Source organism: Clostridium intestinale, from assembly GCF_035905475.1.
Classification (GTDB): Bacteria; Bacillota; Clostridia; order Clostridiales; family Clostridiaceae; genus Clostridium_T; species Clostridium_T intestinale.
This window is the reverse complement of record NZ_CP121166.1, coordinates 2019302-2045106: the sequence shown is the minus strand read 5'-3', so window position 1 is coordinate 2045106 and position 25805 is coordinate 2019302. Positions and strand designations below refer to the sequence as shown.

At 29.4% G+C, this 25805-nt stretch carries 30 protein-coding genes; 22 read left to right on the top strand and 8 right to left on the bottom strand.

All coding sequences use genetic code 11. The features are described from left to right. Window positions 1–34 precede the first annotated feature (34 nt). The 3 genes from P8F83_RS10575 to P8F83_RS10565 form a co-directional block, all read right to left on the bottom strand. The gene (locus P8F83_RS10575) at window positions 35–1129 is read right to left on the bottom strand and encodes a GerAB/ArcD/ProY family transporter (protein WP_326514569.1); all 1095 of its coding nucleotides are present in this window, start codon (window positions 1127–1129) and stop codon (window positions 35–37) included. Window positions 1130–1344: 215 nt separating this feature from the next. Then, on the bottom strand, window positions 1345–2499 hold the full coding sequence (locus P8F83_RS10570) for a Ger(x)C family spore germination protein (RefSeq protein WP_326514568.1): 1155 nt from the start codon (window positions 2497–2499) through the stop codon (window positions 1345–1347). Next, the gene (locus P8F83_RS10565; RefSeq protein ID WP_326514567.1) at window positions 2480–3976 is read right to left on the bottom strand and encodes a spore germination protein; all 1497 of its coding nucleotides are present in this window, start codon (window positions 3974–3976) and stop codon (window positions 2480–2482) included. The genes P8F83_RS10570 and P8F83_RS10565 overlap by 20 nt, the downstream gene beginning before the upstream one ends. 438 nt (window positions 3977–4414) lie before the next feature. Here P8F83_RS10565 and P8F83_RS10560 point away from each other — a divergent pair, with 438 nt between their 5' ends. After that, a complete protein-coding gene (locus tag P8F83_RS10560; protein WP_326514566.1) occupies window positions 4415–4828 on the top strand; it encodes a helix-turn-helix domain-containing protein in 414 nt (137 codons plus the stop codon). Between the two features lie 192 nt (window positions 4829–5020). Here P8F83_RS10560 and P8F83_RS10555 read toward each other — a convergent pair whose 3' ends face one another. Further along, window positions 5021–5389 carry an HsmA family protein gene (locus P8F83_RS10555; RefSeq protein ID WP_326514565.1) on the bottom strand — a complete coding sequence of 123 codons (369 nt, stop codon included), beginning with the start codon at window positions 5387–5389 and terminating at the stop codon, window positions 5021–5023. 224 nt (window positions 5390–5613) lie between these two features. On the opposite strand from P8F83_RS10555, the gene P8F83_RS10550 reads away from it, so the two are divergent. The 12 genes from P8F83_RS10550 to P8F83_RS10495 all read left to right on the top strand — a co-directional run bounded on the left by P8F83_RS10550 (window position 5614) and on the right by P8F83_RS10495 (window position 17214). Further along, on the top strand, window positions 5614–6231 hold the full coding sequence (locus tag P8F83_RS10550) for an NUDIX hydrolase (protein WP_326514564.1): 618 nt from the start codon (window positions 5614–5616) through the stop codon (window positions 6229–6231). Window positions 6232–6248: 17 nt separating this feature from the next. After that, on the top strand, window positions 6249–6767 hold the full coding sequence (locus P8F83_RS10545) for a GNAT family N-acetyltransferase (RefSeq protein WP_326514563.1): 519 nt from the start codon (window positions 6249–6251) through the stop codon (window positions 6765–6767). 11 nt (window positions 6768–6778) lie between these two features. Further along, window positions 6779–7231: a GNAT family N-acetyltransferase gene (locus tag P8F83_RS10540; RefSeq protein ID WP_326514562.1), complete on the top strand. Its 453-nt coding sequence runs from the start codon at window positions 6779–6781 to the stop codon at window positions 7229–7231. Between the two features lie 17 nt (window positions 7232–7248). Continuing rightward, window positions 7249–8169, top strand: coding sequence for an aminoglycoside phosphotransferase family protein (locus P8F83_RS10535; RefSeq protein WP_326514561.1), 921 nt, complete (start codon window positions 7249–7251; stop codon window positions 8167–8169). Window positions 8170–8277: 108 nt separating this feature from the next. Further along, on the top strand, window positions 8278–8715 hold the full coding sequence (locus P8F83_RS10530) for an NUDIX hydrolase (protein WP_326514560.1): 438 nt from the start codon (window positions 8278–8280) through the stop codon (window positions 8713–8715). Then, the gene (locus P8F83_RS10525) at window positions 8712–9257 is read left to right on the top strand and encodes a GNAT family N-acetyltransferase (RefSeq protein ID WP_326514559.1); all 546 of its coding nucleotides are present in this window, start codon (window positions 8712–8714) and stop codon (window positions 9255–9257) included. Before P8F83_RS10530 ends, P8F83_RS10525 begins: the two co-directional genes overlap by 4 nt. 7 nt (window positions 9258–9264) lie before the next feature. Next, the gene (locus tag P8F83_RS10520) at window positions 9265–9579 is read left to right on the top strand and encodes a DUF3795 domain-containing protein (RefSeq protein ID WP_326514558.1); all 315 of its coding nucleotides are present in this window, start codon (window positions 9265–9267) and stop codon (window positions 9577–9579) included. Window positions 9580–9591: 12 nt separating this feature from the next. Next, entirely contained in the window at window positions 9592–11541 is a 1950-nt protein-coding gene (locus P8F83_RS10515) for a translation factor GTPase family protein (protein ID WP_326514557.1), read from the top strand. A gap of 19 nt (window positions 11542–11560) precedes the next feature. Next, on the top strand, window positions 11561–11965 hold the full coding sequence (locus tag P8F83_RS10510; RefSeq protein ID WP_326514556.1) for an NUDIX hydrolase: 405 nt from the start codon (window positions 11561–11563) through the stop codon (window positions 11963–11965). 188 nt (window positions 11966–12153) lie between these two features. Further along, window positions 12154–15327, top strand: a complete 3174-nt coding sequence (locus tag P8F83_RS10505; RefSeq protein ID WP_326514555.1) for a response regulator — start codon at window positions 12154–12156, stop codon at window positions 15325–15327. Further along, window positions 15324–16187, top strand: coding sequence for a CheR family methyltransferase (locus P8F83_RS10500; protein ID WP_326514554.1), 864 nt, complete (start codon window positions 15324–15326; stop codon window positions 16185–16187). Before P8F83_RS10505 ends, P8F83_RS10500 begins: the two co-directional genes overlap by 4 nt. 31 nt (window positions 16188–16218) lie before the next feature. Further along, the gene (locus P8F83_RS10495) at window positions 16219–17214 is read left to right on the top strand and encodes a diguanylate cyclase domain-containing protein (RefSeq protein WP_326514553.1); all 996 of its coding nucleotides are present in this window, start codon (window positions 16219–16221) and stop codon (window positions 17212–17214) included. Between the two features lie 19 nt (window positions 17215–17233). On the opposite strand, the gene nudC is transcribed toward P8F83_RS10495, so the two are convergent. Next, window positions 17234–18067: an NAD(+) diphosphatase gene (nudC, locus tag P8F83_RS10490; protein WP_326514552.1), complete on the bottom strand. Its 834-nt coding sequence runs from the start codon at window positions 18065–18067 to the stop codon at window positions 17234–17236. A 156-nt stretch (window positions 18068–18223) separates the two neighbouring features. On the opposite strand from nudC, the gene P8F83_RS10485 reads away from it, so the two are divergent. The 6 genes from P8F83_RS10485 (at window position 18224) to P8F83_RS10460 (ending at window position 20944) form a co-directional block, all read left to right on the top strand. After that, window positions 18224–18685, top strand: coding sequence for a GNAT family N-acetyltransferase (locus P8F83_RS10485; RefSeq protein ID WP_326514551.1), 462 nt, complete (start codon window positions 18224–18226; stop codon window positions 18683–18685). Between the two features lie 12 nt (window positions 18686–18697). Continuing rightward, the gene (locus P8F83_RS10480; RefSeq protein WP_326514550.1) at window positions 18698–18985 is read left to right on the top strand and encodes a putative quinol monooxygenase; all 288 of its coding nucleotides are present in this window, start codon (window positions 18698–18700) and stop codon (window positions 18983–18985) included. A gap of 123 nt (window positions 18986–19108) precedes the next feature. Next, the gene (locus P8F83_RS10475) at window positions 19109–19705 is read left to right on the top strand and encodes a TetR/AcrR family transcriptional regulator (RefSeq protein ID WP_326514549.1); all 597 of its coding nucleotides are present in this window, start codon (window positions 19109–19111) and stop codon (window positions 19703–19705) included. A gap of 2 nt (window positions 19706–19707) precedes the next feature. Further along, entirely contained in the window at window positions 19708–20331 is a 624-nt protein-coding gene (locus tag P8F83_RS10470) for a DNA alkylation repair protein (RefSeq protein ID WP_326514548.1), read from the top strand. A gap of 1 nt (window position 20332) precedes the next feature. Then, complete coding sequence (locus P8F83_RS10465) at window positions 20333–20692, top strand: VOC family protein (RefSeq protein WP_326514547.1); 360 nt, start codon at window positions 20333–20335, stop codon at window positions 20690–20692. Between the two features lie 12 nt (window positions 20693–20704). Continuing rightward, on the top strand, window positions 20705–20944 hold the full coding sequence (locus tag P8F83_RS10460) for a zinc ribbon domain-containing protein (RefSeq protein WP_326514546.1): 240 nt from the start codon (window positions 20705–20707) through the stop codon (window positions 20942–20944). 43 nt (window positions 20945–20987) lie between these two features. Here P8F83_RS10460 and P8F83_RS10455 read toward each other — a convergent pair whose 3' ends face one another. Continuing rightward, on the bottom strand, window positions 20988–21407 hold the full coding sequence (locus P8F83_RS10455) for a pyridoxamine 5'-phosphate oxidase family protein (protein WP_326514545.1): 420 nt from the start codon (window positions 21405–21407) through the stop codon (window positions 20988–20990). Between the two features lie 90 nt (window positions 21408–21497). Here P8F83_RS10455 and P8F83_RS10450 point away from each other — a divergent pair, with 90 nt between their 5' ends. Further along, on the top strand, window positions 21498–22448 hold the full coding sequence (locus P8F83_RS10450; protein ID WP_326514544.1) for a helix-turn-helix transcriptional regulator: 951 nt from the start codon (window positions 21498–21500) through the stop codon (window positions 22446–22448). A gap of 18 nt (window positions 22449–22466) precedes the next feature. Here P8F83_RS10450 and P8F83_RS10445 read toward each other — a convergent pair whose 3' ends face one another. Together P8F83_RS10445 and P8F83_RS10440 are read right to left on the bottom strand one after the other, a co-directional pair. Then, a complete protein-coding gene (locus P8F83_RS10445) occupies window positions 22467–22988 on the bottom strand; it encodes a nitroreductase family protein (protein ID WP_073022412.1) in 522 nt (173 codons plus the stop codon). 43 nt (window positions 22989–23031) lie between these two features. Further along, window positions 23032–23853 carry a nitroreductase family protein gene (locus P8F83_RS10440; protein ID WP_326514543.1) on the bottom strand — a complete coding sequence of 274 codons (822 nt, stop codon included), beginning with the start codon at window positions 23851–23853 and terminating at the stop codon, window positions 23032–23034. Window positions 23854–24011: 158 nt separating this feature from the next. Between P8F83_RS10440 and P8F83_RS10435 the strand changes: the two genes are divergently transcribed. Together P8F83_RS10435 and P8F83_RS10430 are read left to right on the top strand one after the other, a co-directional pair. Then, window positions 24012–24860: an AraC family transcriptional regulator gene (locus P8F83_RS10435; RefSeq protein WP_326514542.1), complete on the top strand. Its 849-nt coding sequence runs from the start codon at window positions 24012–24014 to the stop codon at window positions 24858–24860. After that, window positions 24847–25764, top strand: a complete 918-nt coding sequence (locus tag P8F83_RS10430; protein WP_326514541.1) for a DMT family transporter — start codon at window positions 24847–24849, stop codon at window positions 25762–25764. The genes P8F83_RS10435 and P8F83_RS10430 overlap by 14 nt, the downstream gene beginning before the upstream one ends. The last annotated feature ends 41 nt before the right edge of the window (window positions 25765–25805 follow it).

Here is a 25805-nt window from a genome sequence, read left to right as displayed (position 1 = left end):
CTATAACCAAATTTGTTATAGAGATTATTTGTTACTAAGTTGTTTTTAATATGCCTTTTTTACGTTTTATTTCAATAAAGATGATTGTAATAATAGGTATAATTATTTGAAAAGGAATTACGTAAAATTTATATACTACAGTAGCAAAATTAAGCATTTCCATTGTACTATCAAAAATAAAATATGCAAAATAGCTCATTAATAAACTGGTTGGAATAACTATGGATTTATAGCTTTTAGTATTAAAAATTTTACTTATCCCTTTACAGGTGGCTATTAAGCATACACTTATTTTAACAAATATTGAAGCAACTAAAACAATAGATACTGTTACTTCCATTCGCTCAAAAAAGTCCCCTATATGAATTCTTCCTACAGCAATATAAGAAGGGAAATATAGTGAAGATAATACGTTATTACCTATAAGAACTATATTTCTTATCTGGACTATAGAAATTATAACACCACCTATTAATAAAGCAGAGAATAGTATTTTGTAAGAGGAATTTTTTTTCTTTAAAGAACTAAAAACTCCTAAAAAAACTATAGATTCTGCAAATGGAAAGGTGAAAGCTGAAAAAGCACCTTTAAGTACAGGCAGTAGTCCATTACCTAAGATGGGTTTAATATAATTAAAATGTGATTGTGGGATGGATAAAGCTTGAATGATTAACAATACAATTACACATATGATTAAAAGAACTTTAGAACTTCTGCCAAGGACTTCAATACCGTATTTGGCACTTAATATACATAATACATTTATGAACAGGATAGAAACTATAGATGGAGTCTCTGGAAAGGCAAGAGTATTCATAAAGTCTCCAAAGTTACGTAAAACTAAAGTTCCCAAATGAAAAAAATACCAAGTGTATATTATACAAAAAAAGTTTCCTATCCATTTGCCAAACACTACAGTTAATATATCAAAAAAATCTTTTCCTGGGAAAAGAGATAAAATTCTAGCATAAATAAATATTACAGGAATAGAGAGTACAATAGCAATTAATATAGAAATCCAACTGTCATTTTTTGCCTCGCTAGCAGTTCCTAATATTGCAATACTCCCCAAGAAAAATAAGGTTACTATACTAAACCCTTGGCTATCAGAAATTGTTTCTTTATTCATTATTAAATCCTTTCAACAATTAATTTAACTAGTTGTTCTAATGGTCTAGATGGACTAGGAAGTTTTATTCTTAGGGTTATTAAAACCGATATAATTAAGGATAAGGTTAATATAACTGTGCTAAGATAAAAGTCTTTTTTAAGCCCTTGCTTATAAAGGGGAATTTGATCATTCAAAAATATCAGTATATAAGCTGAAAAAATTACTATTAACACTTAATCACCTACTTTTATTGGTTTAGATGTAACTGCACTATTTTTTATATTAACTTTTGAATTAACTGATATAGTCAACGTTTTAAATGTTTTATCCCAATCATCTTTTACATCATTCCAAGTAGCTGGATTATTTTCATTTAGTTTTGCACCAAAACCTAAAATATCAGCACCATATTCAGATTGAATTCTTTTTATTGAAGAATAGATAGACTTCTGAAGCATATCAGATAATTCATTTTCCAATTCACTTTTACCCTCTTCAGTATAAAATTCATAATCGGATTGTATTTCATCCAAACTTACAGTTGTATCGGTATATATATTAAACTGTAAATTTCCCTTCTCAACACTTGGTTTTATTGTAGTTTTATTTTTGAATATCTCAAAAGTAACAGGAGATTCACTTTCTTTATCTAAAACCAGCAATCCTCCCTTAACCTTATCTTTAGCAAACAATATGTTTTTTGTAGAATTCTCATCAATACAGCCTATAAGTTTATCTTTAGAAAAAATTGCAGAACCATCTACTTGAAGTATATTATCATCATTGTTTTTATTGATTTTTACTGTTGGAAGCCATGTGCTCAAACCATCTTGAGCCAATGTATCAAGTATATCCCATAAGTCTACTACAGGAACATTGGATAAGGTATCTTCGTTTTTTAGAAGCTTTGATAATTCAAAAGATGTATAATTTTCTGTTACTGGTTTTGATTTTAAAACTTCTTTAGCTGTATTTTCTTTTGAGACTAATATATAAGCATCTGTTCTTGTTTCAGCATCTCTACTATACCAATCAAGTATTGCAGAAATGCCATCTCGTGCGATATCTTCACTTATAATTATGCTTTTTGAGTGACTCCAATATAATTTTTTCCCAATAAGAGATATCATGTTTCTACTAATTTCGAACATGGTATCACCAGAAAAGGTTATATATTTGGAGTGCATATTTATGTCCTTTCCTTGTTGTATGTCAATTAGTTCAACTGTAACTTCATATTTTCCATCAGCACCACCTTTATCAATAGCAACACCAGAAACTATGGACATATCGTTTATTTCTCTGTAATTCCAGCAACTACTTAAGTTAGTAGAAATAAAAATAAAGAGCAACAAAATATAGGTTTTTTTATTTATCTTCATCGCCATAACCTGTTTTCCTTTTATTTTTCATACTTAATTTTGAACCAATAATATATTGTTTTACTCCCATATACCACCAGGGAGCTCTAACAACTGAATCTCTTATGTTTTGAAATTTTATTGAACCAACCCTAGTCATATAAGGAACTCCAAAAGAATATATACTCATTAAGTATATAAGCGTAGATATAAGTCCAATTATATATCCATACATGCCAAATAATGATGCTAATATTAAATAAAAGAATCTTAAAAAGATAGCAGCTCCTTTTACTCTAATATTTAAAAGTCCACATATACCGGTTAATCCTACAACAATAACCATAGGAGCGCTAACTATTCTAGCTTCTACAGCTGCTTGACCAAGAACAAGACCCCCAACTATGCTAACTGCCTGACCCATGTTATTAGGTATTCTTTCGCCAGCTTCTCTGAGAATTTCAAAAACTAAAAGCATAATAAAAGACTCAACAACAGTTGGAAAAGGGACCCCTAATCTTGCAGCAGAAATACTTATTAATAAAGGAGTAGGTATCATTTCTTGATTGTAAGTTACAAAAGATAAATAGATTGCAGGAATACTTATGGATAGAATAAAACCTAAAATTCTTAACAATCTATTGAAAGACATAAATACAAAGTTGTTATAATAATCCTCATCAACTTGAAAATATTCAATAAATAAAAAAGGTAATGTTAAAACAAAAGGACTACCATCTACAAAAACAGCAATTCTTCCCTCAAGTAACTTTCCTGCAACTGCATCAGGTCTTTCAGTGCTGTTTATAGTTTCAAAGGGCGATAATGGCAGGTCATCTATGATTTCTTGGATATATTGAGAATCTAACACGCTATTAATTAATATAGAATCAAGTCGTTTTATGAGTTCATTTAAAATTTTACTTGAGGCTATTCCTTCTATGTGACATATGCAAACTCTAGTATTGGTTTCTTCACCAATTTCCCTAAATTGAAACTTTAAATTTGGATTTTTAATCTTTCTTCTTATTAATGATATATTAGTAAGAAGGCACTCAGTGAATCCCTCCCTTGGGCCTCTTAAAACTTTTTCAGAGGTTGGCTCTGTTACTGATCTTGTTTGAAAATTTTTAGAACCTATGATTAAAGCATAGTTAGAATTATTTAATAGAAATATAGTATCGCCTTCTAAAATGGAATCAACTATAGAATCAAGACTATTACATTCTTCTAATTCATTTGAAGTAACAATTTGATTTTTAAATATTTTAAATATATCAGAACCACTGTAATTTGAGAAATCTGATTTTAAAAAAGGGCTTATTACATTTTCACTTACAAATTTGTTGTCCACCATTCCATCTATATGAATGATACATCCCTCTATAAATCCTAAAGATTCATTTTGAAATATTCTTATTTTTAGAGTACTGTCATTTTTAAATAGGTCTTTAATAACTTGTAAATTAGTATGAAGATTTTTAGATAAAGATTTATTTTGCATTAATTTATCATATCCTTACATTGATTATTATTTGAATTATGGACAAATATAGGAAAAATATTCTTATGACTTATATATTTAGTAAAATTAAGAAGTTAGTAATTATTATTAATTCAAATATATGGTATAGTTTTATAAAAGAGTAAGAAGGATGGCTGGAGCTGATTTGAAATGTTAGATTTTATATTTGAGTTTCTCTTTGAAATTGTATTTGAAGGTGTAGCATACTTTATATCAAAACTATTTAAATATAGAATAGTGAAAATAATATTACTTTCCACGGCAATAGTTTTGTTAAGTGTAGCAATTATTTATCTAATAAATAAATTCATTCTATAAAATGGAATAGGTTAATTGCAACCTAGAGTTGACAGGATGTAAAGTGAAATGTATAGAGATAAAAACTGTAATGGGGTAGTCTTTAGTTGAGGTGATAATATGAGTTTTGCAGAAAAATTACAAAGTTTAAGAAAAAACAAAGGAATATCTCAAGAACAACTTGCAGAAGTGTTAGATGTTTCTAGGCAGTCTATATCAAAGTGGGAGTCTGGACAAAATTATCCTGAGATAGATAAATTAATAAAGTTAAGTGATTTATTTGATATTACTTTAGATGATTTAGTTAGGGATAAGGTAAGTGATTCAAAAAATGAAGAAACAGAAAATGAGGACTGTTCGGAAGAGGATAAAGAAGACTCTGAAATCGGATTTATAGTTGGGTGTTTTGTACTAGGTGTAGCCATTGGAGTTATTACTGAAAATGCTATTTGGGGGTCAGTAGGAGGACTTTTAGGGTTTGGTTTATCGTATTTATTTAGGGCAGTTAAAGATATGATGATTAAAGAAAGGTGAGCTAGGGGATGGAATAGGTAATAAAATAGTATGATTATTATAATGAGGATAAGAGATTAGATAGAACAAATTTTCATTATACATGCGTTATTTATAGGTTTGAAAAAGTAGTAGTTGAGAAATTTGAGAAGTGGTAGAGAAATAGTAGGGTATTTTGAGAAGTAGTGAAGAAGAAAGTTCTTCACTACTTCTCTATTTTGACATTCCAACAATCATTCCTGATATAAAAGGTATTAACCAAATTATCCAAACAATTATACTGAATTTATGAAAATTAACTTTAGCTTTAACATCATTTTTTACTAATACAAATGTAGCCCAAAGAGCATGGAATAACATTAACACAATTGCAATTAATCCTGTGATTCCATGAAAATTAAGTTGAAATCCATCTCCAGCTATTTTACTCATGAGAGTTGTACCAAGAGTATCAAAACATAGACCTATCCAAAAAACAACTAAGTGCCATTTCTTTAACTCACCTTGAATTTTTTCACTCCATACTCCAATGGTATAAAAAATAAGCGCTGAAGTAATAGAAATTATAGCGTAAAGTAACATGATAATCCTCCTTATTTAATCGATATTTATAGATTTATTAAAAGTGCACAAATGAATTGTATACTATTAAATTTACAAAAGCAATATAGAAAATAGAAAGTTAATATAATATAAACAAATCTATAACCTAACTGTAAATATATAGTATAATTTAGATATTGGCAATTTTAAATAATATTAGTAAATATTATTTTTAAAGAGATATAACTAAAAGGAGGATACCTATGGAACCAAGATGGCTTGATTGGGCTAAAAGACTTCAGTCTATAGCTCAAGCTGGATTAGAATATTCGAAGGATAAGTATGATGTAGAGAGATTTTATCAAATAAGGGATATTTCAGTTGAGATCTTAGAGGAATATACAGAAACAAGCAGTGAGAAGATTAAGGAATTGTTTTGTAATGAAACTGGATATCAAACTCCCAAAGTTGATATAAGAGCAGCTATTTTTGTTGGGAATGAGATCTTATTAGTTAAGGAGAGCATTGATGGACGTTGGTCTATGCCTGGAGGATGGGCTGAATCAAATTTATCAGTTAAAGAAAATGCTGTTAAAGAAGTGAAAGAAGAGGCAGGTTTAAACGTAATTGCAGAAAGATTGATTGCGGTATTAGATAGAAGCAAACATATCGATGAAGTTAGTCCTTATGGAATCTATAAGATATTTGTACTTTGCAAATTAATAGGGGGAGAATTTGTCCCTAACATAGAAACAGAGGAAAGCGGACTTTTTAAAGTAGATGACTTACCAGAGTTGTCTACTGGAAGAAATACAAAAGAGCAGATTGAGATGTGTTATAAGGCATATATTGATCCTAACTCTTTTACAATATTTGATTAGTAATTAGAGGTGGTAACATGAATATTAAATTAAGATTACTTGAAGAATCTCATACAGATGAGCTTTATAAATTTGAAGTTGAGAACAGAGACTTTTTTGGAAAAATTTTGCCATCAAGAGGAAATGAGTATTATGATATAAACAATTTTAGAAAGATACAAAAGGAGCTAGTTGAGGAGCAAAAAGATGAATCAGTGTACATGTATTTGATATTTGATGAGTTTGAGAACCTTATTGGGAGAATAAATCTTGTATCTATAGTAAGGGGAGATATCAATAAAGCTGAACTCGGGTATAGGATAGCTGAAAAATATCAAGGTAAGGGATATGGTAAAAAAGCAGTAGAACTTATTTTGGAATATGCGTATAAAGTACACAATCTACATATGATAGAAGCTGGAACAGCTGTAGACAATGTAGGTTCTCAAATAGTATTAATAAAAAATGGGTTTGAGTTTTTAGATAGAGTGAAAAATGTAGTAGAAATAAATGGACAGTGGAAAGATGGGATAAATTTTGTAAAGAAACTTAGATAGGTGCGTAAGATATGATTAACTATAGGTTAGCAGAGAAAAGCGATATAGATAGTTTAGTAAGCCTTAGAGCTGAGTTTATAGGTCTTGACAAATCACATGAAGCTTTTGAAAAAGTATATGAAAATATTAAAGGGTACTTTGAAAGTAAGATATTAACTAAAGAATGTGTTACTATTTTAGCAGAAGATGAAAATAGTATTGTTGGAACTGGAATAGTGTTCTTTTATGAATCTGTACCTTCTCTTTCAAATATATCAGGGAAAAATGCATATATAACAAGTATGTATGTAAAAGAAGAATATAGGAGAATGAAGATAGGTAGCACAATACTTGAGAAGTTAATTGAGATATCAAAAACTAATCATGCACAATTTATAATGTTAAATGCAACTGAAATTGGAAGGAAATTATACAATCAGTACGGGTTTAAAGATATAGAAAATGGAATGATATTAAAAGTTTAGTTTAACTAGGAGAAGTGATGGAAGAGTTAAGAGCTATAAAAGATATTCCTATGTACAAGGATTGGATAAAAGTAGAACCTGTTTTAAAAGGTTTTTCAGAAGATAAAAAGTTTTTTATAGAGGATAAAAATGGAGAGAAGTTTTTACTTAAGCTGTTTGAGTATTCAAGTTATGAGAATAAACTTAAAGAGTTTAATTTCATGAAGTTGGTTGAAACTACTGGGATAAATATGCAAAGACCAATAGAATTTGGAGTTTGTAATGAAAGTAAAAATTCATATATGCTTCTTAGCTGGGTTTCAGGAAGTGACTGTGTAGATGTAATTAATAGCTTTAGTGAGAAATCTCAGTATGAGCTTGGAGTAAAAGCAGGGGAAATCTTAAGTAAGATTCATTCTATTCCTTTTAATGAAGATGTAGAAGATTGGGCTTTACGGTATGGGCTTAAAATAAGAAAAAAGATAGAAGGTTATAAGAATTGCTCAATAAAGATACCTGAGGATTTTAAATACATAAAGATTCTTGAACAAAGTATATGCTATTTAAAAAATAGACCACAAACCTTTCATCATGGAGATTTTCATTTAGGTAATCTAGTGATATCAGAAGAAGGAGAGCTTGGAGTTATTGATTTTAACAGAAGTGACTATGGTGATCCTTGGGAGGAATTTAATAGGAGCATATTTACTTGGCAAGTTAGTATTCCTTTTATGATAGGCCAGATACATGGCTATTTTAATAATGATGTTCCAGATGAATTTTTTAGATTGCTTCTTGTTTATATGGTTACAAATGCAATAGGGTCGATATATTGGGCTATTCCTTTTGGAGAAGAAGAAGTTAATTACATGATAAAAAATGCAGAAGAACTTTATGATGTTTATGATGGATTTAAAAGCTTTAAGCCTAATTGGTATAAAGAAAAAGTAGGATATTAATATATGTAGAAGCTGTTGTTAAGCAAACAATGGCTTTTTTATTTGTTAAATTGTTATAAAATGGTATATATGATATACTTTTTATATTAATATGTGGGAGAGCGTAATATGATGGAAGTAAATTTTCATGAACTTAATTCTATAAAAGATGAAAAGATTATGTTTACTGTAATTATGGCAAGGTATAAAGATAAATGGATATTTGTAAAACATAAAGATAGAGAAACCTGGGAAATTCCTGGAGGGCATAGAGAAGAAAATGAAGATATTATGTTTACGGCAAGAAGAGAACTATTTGAAGAAACTGGTGCTGAAACATACTCTATAGTTCCAGTATGTATATACTCTGTAAAAAAAGATGATGGTGAAACTTTTGGACAACTATTTTATGCAGAAGTTGAAACAATAGGTAAGTTACCTGACTATGAGATTTCACAAGTTGAATTTTTTGAAGCAATGCCGAAGGAGTTAACTTATCCGGTGATTCAACCTAAGCTATTTAATTATATTAAGAATTTAAAACTTAGCATGGAGGGAGTAAATTGAAATCTTTAGAAACCGATAGATTGATATTGAGACAGTGGAAAGAAAGTGATAGTAAAGATTTATATGAGTATGCTAAAAGTCCATTAGTTGGACCTAATGCTGGATGGGCACCACATAAAAGTGAAGAAGAAAGTAAAGAGATAATTAAAATCTTTATTGAAAGTGGAGAAAACTATGCTATTGTTTTAAAAGAAGAAAATAAGGTTATAGGTGGAATTGGACTTCATGATAGAAAGCCAGATGATAGTTTAATGCACTTAAGTCAAAGAGAAGTGGGATATGTTCTTAATCCTAAGTACTGGGGAAGCGGAATTGTTCCAGAAGCTGTTAAGTGTCTTATTGAGTATGGATTTAATGAACTAGAGTTAGACTTAGTATGGTGTGGTCACTTTGACTATAATACTAACTCAAGACGAGTTAATGAAAAATGTGGATTTAAGTATAGATTTAAAGTAGATGAAATTATGGAGGCACTTAATAAACAAGTTATTATTTGGTATTATTGCATTTTTAAATCAGACTATGAGTTAGGGAAAAGGTGATTGTAATATGGATAAAAACTTAGTAGGAAGATGTGGTACATACTGTGGAGTATGTGATTGGAAAGAGAAAACTAATTGTCCAGGTTGTCAAAGATGTAATGGAAAACCATTTTGGGGTAATTGTTCAGTTGCAGAATGTTCAATTGATAAGAACTACAATCATTGTGGAGAATGTTCTAAAGTACCATGCGATAAATTAGTTGGAGCCTATAATAGTAAAGATCACGGCGATAATGGAGAGAGATTAATAAATCTAAAAAATTGGACAAAAGGGAATAATACTTATCTAAAAGTAAGAACGTTAAATACAGAAGAAAGTTAGGAAGAAGAATACATGAAGAAAACAATAGGAATATTAGCCCATGTCGATGCTGGAAAGACTACTTTTTCTGAGCAGATACTTTTTCACTCAAAAAGCATAAAAAATAGAGGAAGAGTTGATCATAAAAGCTCCTTTTTAGATAGCCACAATATAGAAAAAGATAGAGGAATAACAATTTTTTCAGATCAAGCTGTTTTTAATTACAATGAATCTACCTATTATCTTATAGATACTCCAGGTCATATCGATATTTCCAAGGAAATGGAGAGAGCCATAAAGGTTATGGATTATGCCATATTAATTATCAGCGGAGTTGATGGAATACAAGCTCATACTGAAACTGTTTGGGAGCTTCTTAGAAAAAATAAGGTACCAGTTTTCTTTTTTATAAACAAAATGGATAGAGAAACTGCAGATATTGAGAGTGTGTTAAATGAAATCAAAACTAATCTAACAGAAGATGTTCTTTTAATATCAAAAGAGTTTGAAGATAACAGTATAAGTGAAGAGTTAGCAGAGTTTGTAGCAGAAAGAGATGAAAACCTATTAGAAAAGTATCTAGATGGTGAGTATGATGAGAAGTTGTGGTTAAGTTCTTTAAAGAAACTTATAAAAGAAAACAAAGTTTATCCATGTTTAACTGGGTCTGCACTACAAGATGTAGGAGTTGAAGAGTTTTTAGCTAAGTTTGACTTACTAACTTATACAGAGTATGACAAAGATGAAGAGTTAAGCGCACTAGTTTACAAGATTAAGTATGATGAACAAGGTAGTAGAGTAACTTTCTTAAAAGTTTTAAGTGGAACTTTAAAGGTAAGAGACGAGTTTAAAACTAAGGATGGAGAAAGTTATGAAAAAGTAAGTCAGATAAGAGTTTATAATGGGAGTAAGTTTAAAACTGTTGATGAAGTTCATGCTGGAGATATATTTGGAGTAACTGGTCTTAGTAGTTTTAAAACAGGTCAGGGAATTGGGACTTTAGTAGATAATGCTGATTATGAAATGGTTCCTACATTAAAGTCTAAAGTTATATTTGATAAAAAACTAAACATTAAAGAAGTTTTAAATAAGTTTAAAATCTTAGAAGCAGAAGATCCATCTCTTAATATAGTTTGGGATGAAAAACTACAAGAAATTCAACTTCATATAATGGGAGAAATTCAACTAGAAATATTGAAACAAGTTTTGGAAGAGAGATTTGATTTAAAGGTTGAGTTTGGGCCATGTGAAATTCTTTATAAAGAAACAATAGTAGAAGAAACAGTAGGATATGGACACTTTGAACCATTAAAACATTATGCAGAAGTTCACTTAAAGTTAGAACCTTTAAAAAGAAATGAAGGAATAAAGTTTGAGAATAAATGTCATGCAGATGATATGACAGTAGGAAATCAAAACTTAGTAAAGGTACATATATTTGAAAAAGAACATAGGGGAATACTCACAGGTTCACCTATAACGGATATAAAGGTAACTTTACTTACTGGAAGAGCAAACAATAAACATACAGAAGGTGGAGATTTTAGAGAAGCTACCTTAAGAGCATTAAGACAAGGGTTAGAAAGTACAAAAAATATAATACTAGAGCCTTATTATAGATTTAAAATAGATATACATTTAGATTATATGGGAAAAATATTATCAGATATACAAAGGTTAAATGGTACTTTTGAAGCTCCTGATATAAACCTTGATAAAGTGATAATAATAGGAAGAGGACCAGTAGCAACTTTTATGAACTATAACATTGAATTTGTTGCAATTACAAAAGGGAAAGGTAAGCTTAACTTAATATTTGATGGTTATGATGTGTGCCATAATGAAGAAGAGGTAATTGAAAAAATAGGATATAACAAAAATGCTGACATTGAGTATACATCTACCTCAGTATTTTGTTCAAAGGGTCAAAGCTTTTTAGTTGAAGGTAAAGATGCTAAAGAGTATATGCACATATTAAAATAGGGTAAAAGGGAGACTTAAAATGAGAACTAAAACTATATATTTTGCTACAAAAGCGTTAATTGTTAATGAGGGTAAGTTTTTAGCAGTACATAAATCGAATGTAAATTATGACTTATATGAATTGCCAGGTGGAAGATTAGAATTTGGAGAAACTCCAGAAGAAACTTTGAAAAGAGAAATAAGAGAAGAACTTAAGATTAAGGTAAATCCTATCAAACTTTTTGATACATGGACTTTTGTATCTGACGACTATCAGATTGTTGGAGTAATTTATCTGTGTACCATTAAAGAAGGTGAAATAACCTTGTCAGAGGAACATGATAAATATAAATGGTTACCTTTAGAGAAAGAATCAAGTCAATATATGCATAAAGTTTTTAATGAAAAAATATGTAACTGGGATTTTGATAATATTATAAAATAATGGACATAAAACCACTAAAAGTCAAATAAATTTTTGGTGGTTTTTATTGTTAAATTAAACTTTATATTCAATTTTTTTAATGAATTTAGATAAAAATTTTAATTAATATTATTTGATTGTGTAATAATTTGTCGTATGCTAAAATATCTTTGATACAGGATAAAAATAATTTGATTTAGGAGAATTATATGTTCTTAAAGAATTTTAAAATTGCTCAAAAATTATCATTTGCACTTGGCTTAGTCGTCATATTTGTACTTGGACTACTAAGTTATATTTACATTAATTTTAATGGACAAAGTAAGGCAATTGATTCAAATGTTGAGAGTTACAATATAATAAGAAAATCGGATCAGATTTTAATTAGTTTATTAAATATGGAAACTGGAGCAAGAGGTTTTGCTTTTACAGGTAAGGATGAGTTTTTAGAACCTTTTAATAAAGGAAAGACAGATATTTATAATGAGATTGAAGAGTTAAGTAGTTATACAAGTGGTAATCCAATACAGCAAACAAGAATAAATAAATTAAGAAGTGATTTAGACTTATGGATTGACTATCAAAATGGCAACATAATTGAAGCAAGAAAACAAGTTAATACTGGAAACGTAAGACTTGAGGAATTAGTTAAAGAAGCTCAAAAAGGTGTTGCTAAGAACTATATGGACGACATGAGGAGTTCTTTAAAGGAGATTGCTGACAAAGAAGTTAGTGTATTGGAAACTAGAAAAAGCAATCTTAAAGCTACTCAAAAGTTAACTGTATATGTAATTTTAGTTGGAGCTGTTGCAGTAGTTTTTGTTTCAGTTCTTATAGGTTTCTTCTTGGCAAGAATGGTTGTGGAACCTGTAACTACAGTAACAGAAACTTTTAAAAGGATATCTGAAGGAGATGCAGATTTAAATGTTAGATTAAATGCAGACTCAAAAGATGAACTTGGGGCTATGGCTAAGTATTTTAATACTTTTATGTTTAAACTAACGGAAATAATGACAGAAAATAGAAATCAAAATTGGATTAAGTCAGGACATGCAGAGCTTACCGAAAATATAAATGGAGAGGTTAACATACCAGTATTAGCCAACAAAGTGATTAATTATATAAGTAAATATGTTGATGCAAAAATAGGAGCTATATATGTTAAAACAGAAGATGGCAACTTTAAGTTAGTTGGAAGTTATGCATATAAAAAACGTAAAAATCTTTCTAACATAGTTAAACTTGGAGAAGGTATAATAGGTCAAGCTGCTTTAGAAAAGCAAAGTATGACAATTAGTAATATACCGGAGGACTATGTATACATAAATACTGGACTAGGTGAAGCAGTCCCTAAAAACATTTTAGTTGTTCCTTGTTTAGACAATAATGAAGTAGTTTGTATAATTGAACTCGGAACTTTTGACGAGTTTAGTGATAAACAGTTAGAGTTTATTGAACAAGTAAGTAATGGAGTTGCAATAGCTGTAAACTCTGCAGAAGCTCAAAACAAACTGAAAGAGCTTTTAAGAAAAACTTTAGAGCAGTCAGAAGAACTACAAACTCAGCAAGAAGAGTTAAGACAAAATAATGAAGAGTTAGAACAACAAACTAAGGCTTTAAAAGAGTCCGAAGCTTACATGCAAAGGCAGCAAGAAGAACTTAGAGTTTTAAATGAAGAACTAGAAGAGAGAACTAAGGGTTTAGAACTTCAGAAAAAAGATATAACAGCTAAAAATGAAAATTTAACAAAAGCCCAAAAGGAAATAGAGGAAAAAGCTAATGCTTTAGAACTTGCAAGTAAATATAAGTCAGAGTTTTTAGCTAACATGTCCCATGAACTTAGAACTCCATTAAATAGTATAATAGTACTTTCACAAATGATTGCAGAAAATAAAGAAAATGGTACATTATCTGAAAAACAACTTGAGTTTGCAAACACTATAAACTCATCTGGGGAAGACTTGTTGAAACTTATAAATGATATATTAGATATTTCTAAAGTTGAAGCAGGTAAGTTAGAGTTGAACTTAGAAGTTATCAGTTTAGCAGACTTAGTCAAATATGTAAAACAATCTTTTGCTCCATTTGCAGAGAAAAAAGGTTTATACTTTGATGTTGAAGTAGAAGATGGATTAGAGTTAGAAGTAATGGCAGACTATCAAAGACTTCAGCAGATATCGAACAATCTTTTATCTAATGCATTTAAGTTTACTCATAAAGGTGGAGTTACTTACTCTATAACTTCAAGCAAAACTAAAAAATCTGATGAGTATAATTACTATATAGATATAGCTGTAAAAGATACAGGAATAGGAATTGCATCAGATAAAACAGAACTTATATTTGAGGCATTTAAACAATCAGATGGAAGTACAAGCAGAAAATATGGTGGAACTGGACTAGGATTATCTATATCAAGAGAGTTTGCAAAACTTATGAATGGAGAAATAACTGTAAAGAGTTATGAAGGCATTGGAAGCACCTTTACTTTGACTTTTGAAGCAAAAAGGGTTAAAACTCATAGTGAAGTTAATACTCAAGTAAGTAAGACCGCAGAAGAAAAAGAAGTGGATAGTTTAAAAGATGATTTTAAAAAGCTTTTGATTGTAGAGTCAGAAAAAAACTCAAATATGGAACAAATATTAGAAGATAAAGATGTACTTATAACAACTGTAAAAAGTGGTATAAAGTCATTAGAACTATTGGAAAATGAAAACTTTGACTGCATGATATTAGATTATGAATTAATGGACATGAAAGCTTTAGACTTCTTATTAGAACTAAAGCAAAGAGAACTTATAAACTTTCCTATAATAATATATACAGGAAAACAATTAACAAGAGATGAAGAAGAAAAGTTACAAAGGTATACTGAAAGTATTATTATAAAGGGTGCTCGTTCTAGTGAAAGATTAGTTTCTGAAGTTAGTTTATTCCTTCAAGAAACTGATATAGAAATGAAAAATATAGAAATAGATGAAATGCAATCAGCTGTAGAAGAAGATGGTTTTAAGAATAAAAAAATTCTAATAGTAGATGATGATATGAGAAATGTATTTGCACTTACTAGCGTATTAGAAGAAAAAGGTCTTAAGGTAGTAGTTGGAAGAAGCGGAAGTGAAGGAATAAAAAAACTTAATGAAGAAGGTAATATTGATTTAATTTTAATGGATATAATGATGCCTGACATGGACGGATATTTAGCAATTAAAGAAATTAGAAAAGATTCAAAATTTACAAAAACACCTATAATAGCAGTTACAGCAAAATCAATGAAAGAAGATAGGCAAAAGTGTATTGAAGTAGGAGCAGATGACTATTTAACTAAACCTATAGATGTTCCTAGACTTATTTCTCTATTAAGGGTGTGGTTGTATAAATGAGTAATGAGGAATTAAAAGAAAAAATTGATAATGAAGATTTGGAGATAGCTTTATTATTAGAAACAATATATAAGAAATACGGTTATGATTTTAGGGGTTATTCTCCAGCACATATAAAACGTAGAATTGTTCATAGAATGACTATGGAAGATTTAAAAAATATAAGTGAACTTCAACACAAAGTTATATATGATAAAAAGTTTATAAGCACAATATTAAGTGATTTCTCTATAAATGTAACTGAAATGTATCGTGATCCAAGCTTTTTTAAAAGTTTTAGAGAAAAGATTATACCAGTACTTAAGACTTATCCTTTTATTAGAATTTGGCATGCTGGATGTTCAACTGGAGAAGAGGTTTATTCTATGGCTATTCTTCTAAAAGAAGAGGGTTTATATGATAGAGCTCAAATATATGCAACAGATTTTAATAAGGTTGTTTTAAAAAAGGCAAAAGAAGGTATCTATCCACTTGAGAGAATAAAGGAGTATAGCTATAATTATCAAAAAGCTGGAGGGTTATCAACTCTTTCAAACTATTATTTGGCAAGCAATGATTTTGTTGTGTTTGATAAAAGTTTGAGAGAGAAGGTTACTTTTGCAGACCATAATCTTGTTACAGATGGAGTTTTTGGAGAGATGCACGTTATAGTCTGCAGAAATGTATTAATATATTTTAGTAAGGATTTGCAGGACAAGGTCACTAAGCTTTTTGCAGACAGCTTAATAAGTGGTGGGTTTTTATGTTTAGGTTCTAAGGAAAATATAAAGTTTTCTAAAAATGCAGAAATGTTTAATGATTTTGTAATGAAAGAAAAGATATTTCAAAAGAGATATAGAAGAACAATTTTAGGTTTATAATTTTATAAAATTACTATTAGAGGAGTTTAATGTGAGCAGAAAAAATTACATAGATATATTAATTGTGGATGATAGGCCAGAAAACTTATTGGTATTAGAGAGCATACTTTATAATATGGAATGCAATATTATAAAAGCTACTTCAGGAAATGAAGCACTAAGCTTGATGTTTGATTATAATTTTGCTTTAGTTTTATTAGATGTTCAGATGCCTGAAATGGATGGATTTGAAATAGCTGAACTAATGAGAAGTAATTCAAGAACTCGATTTACTCCTATAATATTTGTAACTGCAATCAGTAAAGAAAAGAAGTGTATATTTAAGGGGTATGAGGTTGGAGCTGTTGATTATCTCTTTAAGCCTATTGAACCAGTGGTATTACAAAGTAAGGTGAAGTTTTTTATAGAGCTTTATAATCAAAACAAGATAATTGAGCAACAAAAAACCTTGCTGGAGATTAAGATAAAAGAATTATCTGAACTTAAGGCAGCAAATTTTAATTTAGAAAATTTGTCTTACACAGATGGATTAACAGGAATATCAAACAGAAGAAATTTTGATTCATACATAGAGATGAGCTGGAATAATTGTTTAAACTCCAGTAAACCACTGTCCTTAATAATTATGGACATTGATTACTTTAAATTATACAACGATAACTATGGACATATTAAAGGTGATGACTGCTTAAAGGCAGTCGCAAAAGAACTATCTAAAAGTGCAAAAAGGACTTTGGATCTTTCAGCTAGGTATGGTGGAGAAGAGTTTGTTATAATATTGCCTGAGACACATAAAGAAGGTGCAGAAATTATAGCTGAAGAGATAAGAAAAAATATAATAAATCTTGATATTCCCCATGAGTCTTCTCCTATATCTAAAAATGTGACCTTAAGCCTAGGAGTAACAACGATGGTTCCTAATAATCAACATACCATATCAGAATTTATAAATGATGCAGATAAGGCTTTGTATGAAGCAAAAAATTTAGGAAGAAATAGGACATGTTTTGTGGATAATTTAAATTAAAAAATAAAGTCTAGAAATTCTAGGCTTTATTTTTTTCTATATATGAATCTATTATTTTTCTTGCTATACTCACTCTAGTTGGCAATTCAGGTAGGTTATCAATATCAAACCAGTCTGCTGAAAGAATTTCAGTTCCATCCTCAACTATTTCTCCACTTTCATAATCAGCAGTAAAACCTACCATTAATGAATTAGGAAATGGCCAAGGTTGACTTCCCCAATATTTAACGTTTTTAACTTGTATCCCAACTTCTTCTTGTATTTCTCTTTTGGCTGCTTCTTCAAGGGTTTCTCCAGGTTCTACAAAACCAGCTATAAGACTATGCATATTTCCTTTAAAAGATTTATTGTGAGCTAAAAGAAGTTTACCTTCTTTAAATACAGCTGTTATTACTGCAGGTGATATTCTTGGATAGTTTACAAATCCACAGTTTGTACATTTTTTTGCGTATTCTTCTTTGATTGTTATAGTAGTACTTCCGCAACAACCACAATATTGATGAGTTTTATCCCAAGTAACAATTTGATAAGCTTTCCCAGCTAAAAGAAAGATATCTTCATCTAAGTCATTATATAAAGAGCGTAGTTCCTTAAAGTACAAGTTTTCTTTAGGAGATTCTTCTAAATCAACTTCTACTGAATAAGAAGGTTGTTCAAAAAGAGTTCCAAGATATTGTTTTCTAATAGTAGAAAGGTTTAATTCCTCTAGGGTTTTAGTAGACGGGATGGTTACCTTATCATTAATGACTTCTACTAAAAGCTTGTTATTGAAAAATATAAACCAATATTTATTAACCTCATCTTCATTTTCAAGTTTAGCTAGTGGTGAATAATTTTTATAAATACTTTCCATATTTGCTACTCCTTAAGTCAAATTTGTATATTATTTTTAAGAATACCACATCGAATTTTAATAATCAAATGTAAGACGAGTATGGTATGCTATAGTAGTAAGATTAAAAGGAATCTAATGAAGTTCTATGAACTTTTATTGGAGTAAGGGGGACAAATGGAGAAAATTGAGATTAGAAAGATTGAAAACAAAAAGGAAATTCCTTATGATTTACTTTTATTATCAGATCCATCTATGGAAGTAGTAGAGGAGTATGCAAGCAGAGGGGAAGTTTATGGTGGTTTTATTGGTAACAATATTATAGGTGCATATGTACTTATTAAAACTAGACCAGCTACCTTGGAGCTTGTAAATATTTCGATTTGCGATGAGTATCAAGGAAAAGGAATAGGTAAATTGTTAATATATGATGCAATTAATAAATCCAAAATACAAAAAGCAAAAACTTTAGAAGTTGGTACAGGAAATTCAAGTATAACTCAACTAGCTTTTTATCAAAAATGTGGTTTTAGAATAACTGGAGTAGATAGAGATTTTTTCAAAAAGCATTATGAAGAAAAAATTATAGAAAATGGTATAGAGTGTGTTGATATGATTAGAATGAGCATGGAACTATAAGGAGAACTAAAAGTGATAATAAAAAGTGTAACTCTATATATTAATATGGAGAATAGAGAAGACTTTATTAAGGCCACTCTAGAGAATCAGAGAAATTCTTTAAAGGAAGAAGAAGTAATAAGTTTTGACTTTTTTCAAAGTGATGAAGATGAAACTAAGTTTTTGCTTTATGAAGTATATAATTCAGAAAAAGGAATGTCATCTCATTTAGAAACTGAGCACTTTAAAAAGTGGATAAAAACAGTAGATGATTTTTTCTCAAAACCAAGAGAAAAAGCTACATATATTCCAATAGGATAGATTTAAAAAAAGTATCCAGAGAAATATTCTGGATACTTTTTTGTTGACAAAAAATAATTATAAGAATATTATTAAGTTGTAACTCAATGAGTAAACACTCAATTAAATTAAAGGAAGAAACATATGAAAGAAAATAAAAGATATGTGCAGAAGGAATTAACTAGAAAGAAATTAATAGAGGTAGCCATAAAACTATTTGGTGATAATGGAATATTAAATACTAAAACCATAGATATATCTAAAGAAGCAGGGGTATCCCACGGAACAGTTTTTTCTCACTTTAAAACTCAAGAGGAGTTACTAGATACTGTAATTGAAGAGGTTGGGAATAGGATTGTTTCAAAACTTCAAGAGCTCATTGATGTGAAGGGCAGCTTAGAAGAGATTCTAAAAGCCCACATAAATGGACTTATAGAGTTTGAAAAGTTTTATACGAGGCTCATAATAGAGAGAACATTGCTGCCTGAAAGTGCTAGTAATATATATATAATAATTCAATCCAGTATATCTTTCCATATTGGGGAAGTATTAAAGGAAGAAATAGCTAAAGGGAAAATAATAGATACACCTATACATTTGTTATTTAACTCATGGGTAGGATTAATCCATTATTATTTAACTAATGGGGATTTATTTACTAAAGATGGATCTATTTTAAATAATTATGGTCAGGATTTAATTAATCATTATATAAAACTAATAAAGGTAAAGAAGGGATAGGCATGTATGAGGAAATACTAGATAGAGTAAAAATAGTTGAAAATGGGTTTAAGGAAATTGAAAAAGAGGCTCTTGTTTTAGTTAAGAACAATACTATTGAAGAGAGTTTTAACCTTGGAAAAGAGTTTTATTTATCAGAAATTTATCAAGTTAGGGAACTTGGGGTTTTTATTTTAGGAGAAATTGCTTGGAAGAAAAATGAGGCCTTGGTATTACTAAAAGAGGAAGTAAGCTTAGATGAAAACTGGAGAGTTCAAGAGATATTGGCAAAGGCCTTTGATAAGTATTGCTCCTGCGTAGGATATGAAAAAACATTACCTGTAATTAAAGATTGGCTTAAAAGTGATAGAGCAAATGTCAGAAGGGCTGTTACTGAAGGATTAAGGATATGGACAGGAAGAGATTATTTTAGGGAACATCCAAAGGTAGCAGTAGATTTACTTTCAGAACTTAAAGAAGATGAAAGTGAATATGTAAGAAAATCTGTAGGAAATGCCTTAAGAGATATAAGTAAAAAACATACTTCTCTTATAACAGAAGAACTTAAAACTTGGGATATTTCTAACAAGCATGTAAATCAAGTTTATAAACTTGCAAATAAATATATAAAAGATAGGGGACTTTAAAATGAATAATTATGATAATTTTTTTCTAGGCGTAAAGGATCTTAAGGAAGCAAAAGAGTATTATGGAGAAACTTTGGGATTAAAACTTAAGTTTGATTTCTCTAATAAAGGGATGATGGCTTTTAATGTAGGTGATGAAGAACCTGCAATTATACTAAAAGATGAAACCATATTTAAAAACATTAAACCTACTATATGGTTTGAAGTTGATAATGTTCAAGATATTTATAAAGAACTTAAGGAAAAAGGGGTTGAATTTTTATCAGAACCCTTTGAAATAGGTACTGGAGTAGCAGTAGAGTTTGAAGATCCTTTTGGAAACAGATTAGGAATAACCGATTATGTAAAAATGAATAAATAAGAGGTGAAAAATATGAAAAAATGTATTGCCTGTGGAATGCCATTAAAACATAAAGAGGACTTTCCAAATGAAGATGAAACTAAAGATTATTGTAAATACTGCTCAAAAGAAGACGGCTCAATGCAGTCTTATGATGAGAAGTTAGAGTCTTTAACAAAATTTATAGTTAATACTCAAGGGTTAATGGAAGAAGTCGCAACTACAGCAGCAAAATCCATGATGGAGAAACTTCCAGCTTGGGCAAATAGATGAGAATAAAAAATATCTGAAGACAGTAATTGCCTCCAGATATTTTTTATTTTAGTGATATTGTACTGCTGTTTTCCATATCTAAAGTTACTTTAGCACTAGGAAAATGAACTTCAAAAAGAATTAAACTTTCTCCAACTTGATTTATTAAATCTTCGTAGAATGGGAACTTGTTTACAAAAGCCTCTCTTAAATCATATATAGTACGAGGACTTTCTATAACTTGTCCCGTTGCTCTTATATGTTCATTTTCTACATGGGGGATTGTTGTAAAGGCTACATTTGGGTTTAATTTAAATTCTTTTATTTTATTGTTTTTATTAAAACTTGTGAAAAATAGCAGGTTAGAAGCTTCTTCATAATAAAAGTTAACAATTCTTACGTTAGATTGGTTATCAAAATTTGTTGCTAAGGCAATTTCAGTGTGCTCTTTCATAATTCTTAAAAATTCTTTTTTTATATCCATTTAATTCGCTCCTTTAATAATTAGTATAGTTATAGTATACTTTCAAAAGGTGTCACTTTTTGATACCATTAATATGATAAGGAGAAAATTATGAGTAAATCTGAAAGAATAAATGATATGATGATATATCTTAATGATAAAAATTTCTTTAATCTTAAGGATCTAATGGATAGATATGATATTTCTAAAAGTACAGCATTAAGGGATGTAGCATCTTTAGAGGAAATGGGAATGCCTATTTTTTCAGAACCAGGAAGAAATGGTCGTTATGGTGTCTTAAAAAACAAATTATTATCTCCAATTGTATTTACAGTAGATGAAATGAGTGCGTTATATTTTTCGATGTTAACTTTAAAAGCTTACGAATCAACTCCATTTCATTTAAAACTAGAAACATTAAAAAGAAAATTTGAGATGTGTCTTTCAGAAGGATATATTGACGAACTTCATAAGATGGAAGAAATATTACGGTTTGAAGTATCAAAACATAATAATAGTAGTCCTTTATTAAAAGATATTTTAAAAGCAGCCATTGAGGAGCAGGTTTGTAATCTAATATATACTAAAAAGGGAATTAGAAAAGAGTATAAAGTTCAGTTCTTTGATATAACAGCTAATTATGGGCAATGGTATGTAACTGCATTTAATTTTGAAACTGAAACTATTAGAGTTTTTAGATGTGACAAGATAGAGTATATTTCTATAATAGATGATTATAAACCCAAATCTATCAAAGAATTAAAGCAAGCATTTTTAAAAGTATTTAAAAGAAAAGAAGCTATAGATTTTGAAATAGAGGTAACTAATAAAGGTGTAGACTTATTTTACAAGGAACACTATCCATCAATGCACTTAAATATTGAGGGTGAAAGAAATTATATCAAGGGTTTTTATAATAAAGGAGAGGAGAAATTTATATCAAATTATTTTATTAATTACTCTGACTCTATAATGTCAATAAAACCCAATTCCTTAAAAGAACTTATGATTGAAAGACTTTCTTCATTAAGTGAGTATTATAAAAAAATGATGCTAGAATAAATAGCATCATTTTTCATATTAGAATTTATTATAAAAAACTATTTCAGAAAGTTCTTTTCTAGTTGTATGCATAGGGCTAGGTTTTGAGTCCTGACTTGGATATCCTACTGGAAGTATACTTATTGCTTCTAAATTATCAGGAATATTATAGGCTTCTTTTATTGCAACTGGATCAAAGAAACCAACCCAAGTACTTCCAAGACCAAGTTCATGAAGTTGAAGCATCATGTGGGTTGTTATAATGCTTGCATCAATATCACTTGAGGATTTACCATCAAACTTAACACGCTTCCAAGAAGTTTCTGTATCAACACACACAACTAATGCAAGTGGTGCATTGAAATGATAAGTAGTGCAAGATTTTAATTTCTCTAAAGCTTCATCACTTTCAAGTACTAGAATTCTCTGTGGCTGGCGATTTGCAGCAGTTGGAGCTAATCTAGCTGATTCAAGTATTAAATCTAGCTTTTCTTTTTCAACCTTTTTTGAATCAAAACTTCTAACAGAATATCTTTCTTTTACTAACTCTACAAAATCCATAGAAATACCTCCCTTTTTTATTTTATTATAAATTATAGAAAGCTTATTTCCAAGTTATGCTTGCAGATTTTCTTGGTACAGTTCTCTTATAAGTGACACTTGGATATCCTATAATCATACAAGTAACAACTTGTTTACCTGGTTCTATATTAAGAAAATCTAAAATTTCTTTGCTGTTTTGAGAAGCTCTTACAAAAAATCCGCTAAAGAAGGTTCCAAGACCTAAAGCATTTGTCATTAATTCCATATTTGAAGATGCTAAAGCACCGCTAACATCTGAATTAGCTGTAACAACTATTACTGATGGTGCATTAAAGAATATTTTATCATTTTTAGAATCTTGTTTGTAATTAGCATACATGTCTAACCACATCTGAGCATATCTCTTATATCTTGACATCTCAGGTGATGGATCATTTAGCATGTTTTCACCTATTACTTTTAAGCTTTCAAAAGTCATATCTTTAAGTGTTTTTAGGTTTTCACCTCTTATAACAGTATAAGAAACATCTTGAAGATTGCTTCCAGTTTGAGTAAATCTTCCTGCTTCAATTATCTTTATAAGCTTTTCTTCTTCAACTTCTTTATCTTTAAATTGTCTTATAGTTCTTCTATATTTAATAAAATTCAATAAGTTATCAGAACTTAAAGAAAAATCCTCAGAAGAAAATTCTTTTACCTCATTCATATCATAGTCATAGGTAGATACAGCTGCCTTTGGGCATACAGCTATACAATGTCCACATTTCATACAAGTTACATTATTAATTTTAGCTTTTCCATCCACCATTTCTATATCTCTTGGAAAACAGTCTTTAACACATAGACCACAGCCTATACATTTTTCAGCATTTACACTAAACATATAATTCACTCCTCTTAATGGTTTTTAACAAAATGATTATAGCACTAAAATATAAGTTGTGTCCAATTTAATGTGAAGAAACAAAGCAATATCATACAAGAAACCATATTATTTTTATGATAAACTTAGACCATGAAATTGAGAAAGGAAGTTTTAAAGTGAAAAATGAAATAAGAACCATAAAATACGATACAGAACTTAATATAGAGGCTTACAACTTTAAAGGTATAATGCAGAAGTTTCCGAATCACTTTCATGATTGTTATGTTATAGGTTTTATAGATAGTGGCAGGAGAAGGTTAGAGTGCAAAAATAAAGAATATATAGTTGAGCCTGGAGATATAGTTGTGTTTAACCCAAAAGACAATCATGCCTGTGAGCAGATTGACAATAAAACCTTAGATTATAGGTGCATTAACATTAAAGTGGAAGTTATGAGAAAAGTTGCTTTTGAGATTACTGGGAAAGAATATACTCCTTACTTTAATAAAACAGTTCTATTTCATAGTGAACTATCTTCATCCTTAAAGGAACTTCATTCTATGATTTTTAGTGAAGAGAAGGATTTTAAAAAGGAAGAACTTTTCTATTTTCTAATTGAGCAATTAATTGAGGAATTTACAGAACCAGTACCTGTATTCAAGCTTGACAATATAAGTAGCGAAATTGAAATGGTTTGTGAGTTTTTAGAAAATAATTATACAAGGAATATAACCTTAAATGAACTAAGTGATTTAGTTAAATTAAGTAAATACTATCTTCTACGTTCTTTTGCTAAACAAAAAGGAATTTCCCCTTATAGTTATTTAGAAACAATAAGAATAAACAAAGCAAAACTATTGTTAGAGGGTGGAGCATCAATAATTGAAACTGCTATGGAGACAGGATTTGTGGATCAAAGTCATTTTTCAAAGTTCTTTAAAAATTTTATAGGTCTTACTCCAAGGCAATATATGAAGATATTTACTCAAAATGATAATGAAGGAGAAAGTTATGATAAAAAATGAAAATACAAGAGGGCATTTACTTGCACTTATTACAATAATAATTTGGGGGACTACATTCATATCTACTAAGGTACTTTTAAAAGAATTTTCACCTGTAGAAATACTATTTTTTAGATTTATTATAGGCTATTTTGTTCTCTTAGTGGCATATCCTAAAAAGTTTAAGCTTCTTGATAGAAAGCAAGAGTGGTATTTTATATTTGCAGGTATAACTGGAGTTACCTTGTACTTTTTATTAGAGAATATAGCATTAACCTATACACTTGCTTCTAATGTTGGGGTTATAGTTTCTATAAATCCATTCTTTACAGCTTTACTTGCACACTTTTTCTTGAAAAAAGAAAAATTAGAACTTAGATTTTTTAAAGGATTTCTAGTTGCTATGATAGGAATATTATTAATAAACTTCAATAGTAGTAGAGTCCTTATGCTAAACCCAATAGGGGATATATTAGCTGTTTTTGCAGCAATTGTTTGGGCTGTATATTCTACCTTAATAAAGAAGATAAGTGAATTTAAATATAATATTATATTAGTTACGAGAAAGGTTTTCTTTTATGGAATAATATTTATGATACCCGCTTTGTTTATTTATGACTTCAAAATTAATTTAAATAGATTCTCTGAACTGAATAACTTGCTTAATATTCTATTTTTAGGAATAGGGGCATCAGCTTTATGTTTTGGAACCTGGAACTATTGCGTAAAAGTGTTAGGAGTAGTTAAGACAAGTGTCTACATTTATCTAGTTCCTATAGTAACTCTCCTGACTTCAGCCATAATATTAAAGGAAAAAATAACGCTTTTATCTCTTTTAGGTACAATTATTACTTTAGGAGGATTGGTTATTTTAGAAAAAAAAGATAGAAAGATACCTTTAGCTGAGAAAGTAAGTGAAGTGTAAAAATCTATTTTTGGAAATTCCAATAAAACCTGTGAGATTAT

Excerpts from the sequence above, each read along its gene's own strand:
- P8F83_RS10455 (WP_326514545.1), bottom strand. The coding sequence starts at position 21,407 with ATGGATATAAAAAAAGAATTTTTAAGAATTATGAAAGAGCACACTGAA.
- P8F83_RS10505 (WP_326514555.1), top strand. The coding sequence starts at position 12,154 with ATGTTCTTAAAGAATTTTAAAATTGCTCAAAAATTATCATTTGCACTT.
- P8F83_RS10565 (WP_326514567.1), bottom strand. The coding sequence starts at position 3,976 with ATGCAAAATAAATCTTTATCTAAAAATCTTCATACTAATTTACAAGTT.
- P8F83_RS10570 (WP_326514568.1), bottom strand. The coding sequence starts at position 2,499 with ATGGCGATGAAGATAAATAAAAAAACCTATATTTTGTTGCTCTTTATT.
- P8F83_RS10500 (WP_326514554.1), top strand. The coding sequence starts at position 15,324 with ATGAGTAATGAGGAATTAAAAGAAAAAATTGATAATGAAGATTTGGAG.
- P8F83_RS10460 (WP_326514546.1), top strand. The coding sequence starts at position 20,705 with ATGAAAAAATGTATTGCCTGTGGAATGCCATTAAAACATAAAGAGGAC.
- P8F83_RS10465 (WP_326514547.1), top strand. The coding sequence starts at position 20,333 with ATGAATAATTATGATAATTTTTTTCTAGGCGTAAAGGATCTTAAGGAA.
- P8F83_RS10535 (WP_326514561.1), top strand. The coding sequence starts at position 7,249 with ATGGAAGAGTTAAGAGCTATAAAAGATATTCCTATGTACAAGGATTGG.
- P8F83_RS10485 (WP_326514551.1), top strand. The coding sequence starts at position 18,224 with ATGGAGAAAATTGAGATTAGAAAGATTGAAAACAAAAAGGAAATTCCT.
- P8F83_RS10515 (WP_326514557.1), top strand. The coding sequence starts at position 9,592 with ATGAAGAAAACAATAGGAATATTAGCCCATGTCGATGCTGGAAAGACT.
- P8F83_RS10510 (WP_326514556.1), top strand. The coding sequence starts at position 11,561 with ATGAGAACTAAAACTATATATTTTGCTACAAAAGCGTTAATTGTTAAT.
- P8F83_RS10470 (WP_326514548.1), top strand. The coding sequence starts at position 19,708 with ATGTATGAGGAAATACTAGATAGAGTAAAAATAGTTGAAAATGGGTTT.
- P8F83_RS10450 (WP_326514544.1), top strand. The coding sequence starts at position 21,498 with ATGAGTAAATCTGAAAGAATAAATGATATGATGATATATCTTAATGAT.
- P8F83_RS10445 (WP_073022412.1), bottom strand. The coding sequence starts at position 22,988 with ATGGATTTTGTAGAGTTAGTAAAAGAAAGATATTCTGTTAGAAGTTTT.
- P8F83_RS10530 (WP_326514560.1), top strand. The coding sequence starts at position 8,278 with ATGATGGAAGTAAATTTTCATGAACTTAATTCTATAAAAGATGAAAAG.
- P8F83_RS10575 (WP_326514569.1), bottom strand. The coding sequence starts at position 1,129 with ATGAATAAAGAAACAATTTCTGATAGCCAAGGGTTTAGTATAGTAACC.
- P8F83_RS10475 (WP_326514549.1), top strand. The coding sequence starts at position 19,109 with ATGAAAGAAAATAAAAGATATGTGCAGAAGGAATTAACTAGAAAGAAA.
- P8F83_RS10550 (WP_326514564.1), top strand. The coding sequence starts at position 5,614 with ATGGAACCAAGATGGCTTGATTGGGCTAAAAGACTTCAGTCTATAGCT.
- P8F83_RS10555 (WP_326514565.1), bottom strand. The coding sequence starts at position 5,389 with ATGTTACTTTACGCTATAATTTCTATTACTTCAGCGCTTATTTTTTAT.
- P8F83_RS10540 (WP_326514562.1), top strand. The coding sequence starts at position 6,779 with ATGATTAACTATAGGTTAGCAGAGAAAAGCGATATAGATAGTTTAGTA.
- P8F83_RS10430 (WP_326514541.1), top strand. The coding sequence starts at position 24,847 with ATGATAAAAAATGAAAATACAAGAGGGCATTTACTTGCACTTATTACA.
- nudC (WP_326514552.1), bottom strand. The coding sequence starts at position 18,067 with ATGGAAAGTATTTATAAAAATTATTCACCACTAGCTAAACTTGAAAAT.
- P8F83_RS10560 (WP_326514566.1), top strand. The coding sequence starts at position 4,415 with ATGAGTTTTGCAGAAAAATTACAAAGTTTAAGAAAAAACAAAGGAATA.
- P8F83_RS10520 (WP_326514558.1), top strand. The coding sequence starts at position 9,265 with ATGGATAAAAACTTAGTAGGAAGATGTGGTACATACTGTGGAGTATGT.
- P8F83_RS10440 (WP_326514543.1), bottom strand. The coding sequence starts at position 23,853 with ATGTTTAGTGTAAATGCTGAAAAATGTATAGGCTGTGGTCTATGTGTT.
- P8F83_RS10545 (WP_326514563.1), top strand. The coding sequence starts at position 6,249 with ATGAATATTAAATTAAGATTACTTGAAGAATCTCATACAGATGAGCTT.